Below are 4673 nucleotides of genomic sequence, written 5' to 3' on the forward strand. Positions count from 1 at the left end.
TCCTCAACATGAAGTCTTGAATCAGAACTCGGCCCCTTTGGGAACCCCTTTTTGTCAACACGCCCTAGAATTCAGCTCCAAATCGGATGAGCTTTCCAGCAGACCGGTGCAATAAATGCCCTACAATTATATCGCCGAACGAAGCGATGTACCGGAGGGGCAAGATGATTAGATATGAAAACAAGGTACGGTTAAGACCGGCCGCATGTTGCCCACACTGCGGAGGTGATTTAACTGGTTGCGAAAACCTGTCATATGGTAACATTGTGCTGGAAGACATTGACAAGATTTTTTTCGAGGGTGTGAGGGTTAATCTAACGAAAAACCAACGGATAATAATCGATGCCTTAGTAAGGGCTAAGGGCAGATTAATCACTCGTTCTGCATTGGCATCGGCCATAGGCGGCGATGTCTTTGACAACACTGTAAGCGTTAACATTGGGCGGACGCGAATGAAGTTTCGTTCAATCAATCCAAGATTTGATCAATTGCAGGTGGCAAGGGGCTTCGGGGCATATCGTTGGGACTTTCGCAGGGCATCGACACTCTCACACCACTAGGGCAAGCGCTGCGTTGAACTAAAAAATCATGACCATGATCCCTAACTGGCGTATTAACTCTGTCAGTCTAGACAGGGGTGCACTCCCACATCGTAGTCATCGAGGCCGCGCTTATGAGCGAGCGAAATCTCATCCTGCCAAAGACCTTTTCAAGCTCCTGAGTGTTTCGTTCGAGCGCCATCGCGTCCGTCCTTTTATGAAGAGATCCGTGCTAAAGCGGTGAAGATTATCTGTATTCCCTCAACCGAAAATCAAGGCGAAAACAAATCTAGAGATTTCTGTTGGATCATCAATTTGGTTTATCTTGGATGAAACTCTGTGCATGCACACTGCCCATTAACCTCTTATTGAGATACGCATAAATTCTTATTATTTGAAATCTTATTGCGCGAATAATGTATCCTGTGATGAAAAAGTCTCTCTGACTAACCTATTCTAATCTGAGGTGCCCAGATTAGTTCACGTTCGATACTCAATCTACTTCGGTTTATTAATGCCCTCTCCGCACTTCATCTAATCGACTTCCAAGCCCACTCAACCGAGACACCGTTGCACTTCCTTAACCATAAAGGGCAGCAAACGGTGTTCGAACAAACCTTGGAAACAGAAGAGCTCGCTGAGCCGCAAGTCACCTTTGAGGCATCGCCTAGTCGAACGAGCAAAAAGGGCTTGGCTACCGCGGTCATTGGCGCTGCGGGGGTCGCAGCTTGTGGAGGCGGCGGAACGCAAACGCCCGGCTCTGTCAGTTCTACATCAGGTGCACCAATTCCGACGCCCACGGCGACACCAACGGCTGAAGAAAGCCAGGCTGGAGCGCTGACATCGCAACAGAGAGCGGCGGCAAGAGCTGCACTGCATAGTAGCCTCTCGGTAAGCGTACCCGATGTTACTTCGATTATAGATGATGGCCTGGAGGTTTGGCTCAACCGTGAGATGAGTCGTCGTAGCGACGGAACCGCAAAAGACTTTTTCATAGCGCAAGGTTTCGACAAGATTGACACAAACGCCTATTGGCAGCGCCCTTTCTTCTTTGACCATATGATCTGGTCCCATCTGATGAGAGGTGGTAGCGGAGTAAGAATGCGCATGGCGCTCGCGCTCTCAGAGATTTTCGTGGTATCAGTCAACCGTCTTGATCTCTCTTGGTCTGCTCAAGCCGTAGGTGAGTACTGGGACGGACTTAACAATCTCGCATTTGGCAATTTTCGTGACCTTTTGGAATTCATCACACTTAGCCCTGCCATGGGTGTGTTCCTCGATCATGCAGGGAACATGAAAGCCGACCCTTCGATTGGCCGCCTGCCTGATGAGAATTTTGCTCGTGAAATCTTGCAACTGTTCACCATCGGATTGTTTGAGCTCAACATCGATGGGAGTTTCAGAAGCAATTCGGGTTCTCCGATTGAAACCTACACTAACGATGATGTCCAAGGTCTCGCGAAGGTTTTTACCGGCTTCGATTTGGACTTTTCGGGGACTGTTCTAACCCCTGATCCGCGCGGCGCAGGCCGTAGGGTTCCTGATGTCCTGACGGCTAGACGCCCCATGACCTCTGACCCGACGAGATGGCGCGATCCGCAGAGCGAATCAACTCACTCCCTCGAACCGAAACGGTTTTTGGGACTCACTATTCCTTCTGGCACGGGCCCTAAAGAATCGTTGAAGATGGCGTTGGATTATCTGTTTACGCATTCCAATGTTGCTCCCTTTTTTGCGAGACAGTTGATTCAACGCCTAGTGACTAGCAACCCATCTCCTGGATACGTTGAGCGAGTTGCAGGAGCCTTCGAAAATAACGGGGCTGGAACGAGAGGCGATCTGGGAGCAACGTTTAAAGCGGTAATAACTGACCCGGAAGCGTTATCGATAGATGGTGTTGGAAGCCCCACATTCGGAAAATTACGTGAGCCAATGCTCAGATATGCGCAGTGGGGGCGAACATTCGGTGCGCGCTCAGCCTCTAACACATGGCAAATCAGAAATCTCGGTGACAATGGACTCTTGAAACAAGCACCGTTTCGGGCGCCATCTGTCTTCAATTTCTTCCGCCCTCAATACGTTCCTCCGCGCTCACAAGCGGCAGCGAATGGCCTTGTCGCGCCTGAATTTCAGCTGGTCGATGAAGATTCAGTTGCTGGTTATGTGAATTTTATGCGCCGGACGATCGATGGGACAGGTTTTTGGACCGACGATATCGAAGCGAGGTATGATGCAGAGCAGGCGATGGCTGATGATCCTGATGCGCTGCTCGATCATCTTGATTTGCTGCTAACTGGGGGACAGCTTCGAGCCGCAACCAGAGATCTGATTAGGTCCGCTATAGAAGATGTGTCGGTAAACCCAGCAACCGATGCTGAAGACAGGCTTAAACGCGTACGGATCGCGGTCATGCTGGTCATGTGTTGCAACGATTACCTCATTCAAAAATAGGAGCTCGCCCATGTATGTGTCGAAAGCAGGTGAAATGTGTCGGCGTGTCTTTCTGAGACGAACGGCTGCGCTGTCAGCGGTTGGGGCAGGCAGCGCATATGCGCTCGGGCTTGCGGGCCTAGGTGAGCTTGCCGCGCAGTCGGGGTCAGCCGATTACAAGGCGCTTGTTTGTGTCTTTCTTGCAGGGGGAAATGATCATTCCAATACGCTCATTCCTTATGACAATTTGAACTACAGCCGATATTCAGCGCTCCGTGGCGGCGTTGAAGGCGTTGCCCTGCCTCAAGCTGACCTACGCTCGACAGTTCTTTTGCCGAGGGAGCGGCAGACCCTAACCGATGATCAGGTGCTTGCCTTGGCCCCTTCACTGCCCCGACTTAAGGCACGGTTTGACGAGGGTGTGATGGCGCCCGTGATGAATGTGGGGCCTCTCTTAGCGCCACTGACACGCTCTCAATACGAAAGCCCTAACACGAACGCATACCCACGACCTGCCAAACTCTTTTCTCATAACGATCAGCAGTCAACTTGGCAGGCATTTCGTCCTGAAGGTGCGGTTACTGGTTGGGGTGGGTTGCTTGGGGACATCGCTATGTCATCCAATCAGAACGCAATGTTTACAGCCATTAACACCAGTGGCAATGCTGTCTTTCTCAGCGGGCAAGAAACGGGCGCATACCGAGTGGGTTCGAGTGGCGCCACTAGGGTTGGCGGACTTAGCGCACTGTATGGGAGTGCGGTCGCTGGCAACGCGCTCGACACGCTCCTGCGATTCCAAGGCGGACACGTCTTTGAAACCGATCAGGCCACTGTGAATGCGCGATCAATTGATTACTCGGGTTTTGTGAATGACGCGCTTGAGAAAGCGCCAGACTTCACTCGATATGCCGACGGCAGCGGCTTGGCTGGACAACTCTCACTGGTTTCACAAGTCATGGCAGCAAGACAAGAACTTGGAGTTTCGAGGCAGGTCTTTTTCGTCACCATGGGTGGTTTCGACAATCACACTGACTTGAAAGGTAAACATCAAGGCCTCCTCGCTGAGGTGGATGCGGCATTGGACGAATTCTACTCAGTAATCGAACGCCTCGGCATGAAAGACAACATGACTGCGTTCACAGCTTCTGATTTCGGCAGGACTCTTACATATAATGGTCGTGGCAGTGAACACGGCTGGGGTGGCCACCACTTTGTCTTGGGAGGAGGAGTAAAAGGTGGGCAAATATACGGTAGAGCACCCCATGTATCTGTCAGTACTGATGATCAGGTTGGACAAGGACGCTTGCTCCCTACCATCGCGGTCGATCAGTACGCTTCAACATTGGCGCAATGGTTTGGTGTCAGGACCTCAGATTTACACTATGTGGCGCCTAATATTGGTCGGTTTGCAACCCCGGATGTTGGGTTCATGAGGGTGTAAACAAGAGCGAGGGCAAGCTTTGTGACCCCTTTTTGCCGGTCCAGCGCTTTGCTTTTCGCATACGAGGAAGTGGAATGCCGAAGGAGCACCACTTCGATAGCCCTCTCAATCGCGAAGTGTTTCGCTCTTGGCGGTGCTTGCGAGATTCCTAGGACTCGAGCGGCAGCCGCTTTACTTGTCGCTTATATCGCAGAACTAGGCCGTGTTGACATAAGACGTCAGCCACAGGCGTGTGGCGGCGAGGTTGAGGAAGCTCTCGAAGG

Annotated in this window: 3 protein-coding genes; all 3 read left to right on the forward strand. The window is 51.5% G+C overall.

Features of this window, described 5'->3' with window-relative positions; translation table 11 throughout:
* Nucleotides 1–164 precede the first annotated feature (164 nt).
* The 3 genes from EH31_RS18185 (at nucleotide 165) to EH31_RS16605 (ending at nucleotide 4410) form a co-directional block, all read left to right on the forward strand.
* Nucleotides 165–560, forward strand: a complete 396-nt coding sequence (locus EH31_RS18185) for a winged helix-turn-helix domain-containing protein (protein WP_422110938.1) — start codon at nucleotides 165–167, stop codon at nucleotides 558–560.
* 582 nt (nucleotides 561–1142) lie between these two features.
* The gene (locus EH31_RS16600; RefSeq protein WP_034962504.1) at nucleotides 1143–2990 is read left to right on the forward strand and encodes a DUF1800 domain-containing protein; all 1848 of its coding nucleotides are present in this window, start codon (nucleotides 1143–1145) and stop codon (nucleotides 2988–2990) included.
* Nucleotides 2991–3000: 10 nt separating this feature from the next.
* Nucleotides 3001–4410 (forward strand): DUF1501 domain-containing protein, encoded by a 1410-nt coding sequence (locus EH31_RS16605; RefSeq protein WP_034962506.1) that lies wholly within the window; start codon nucleotides 3001–3003, stop codon nucleotides 4408–4410.
* Nucleotides 4411–4673 lie beyond the last annotated feature (263 nt).

The sequence above is a fragment of the Erythrobacter longus genome (assembly GCF_000715015.1).
Classification (GTDB): domain Bacteria; phylum Pseudomonadota; class Alphaproteobacteria; order Sphingomonadales; family Sphingomonadaceae; genus Erythrobacter; species Erythrobacter longus.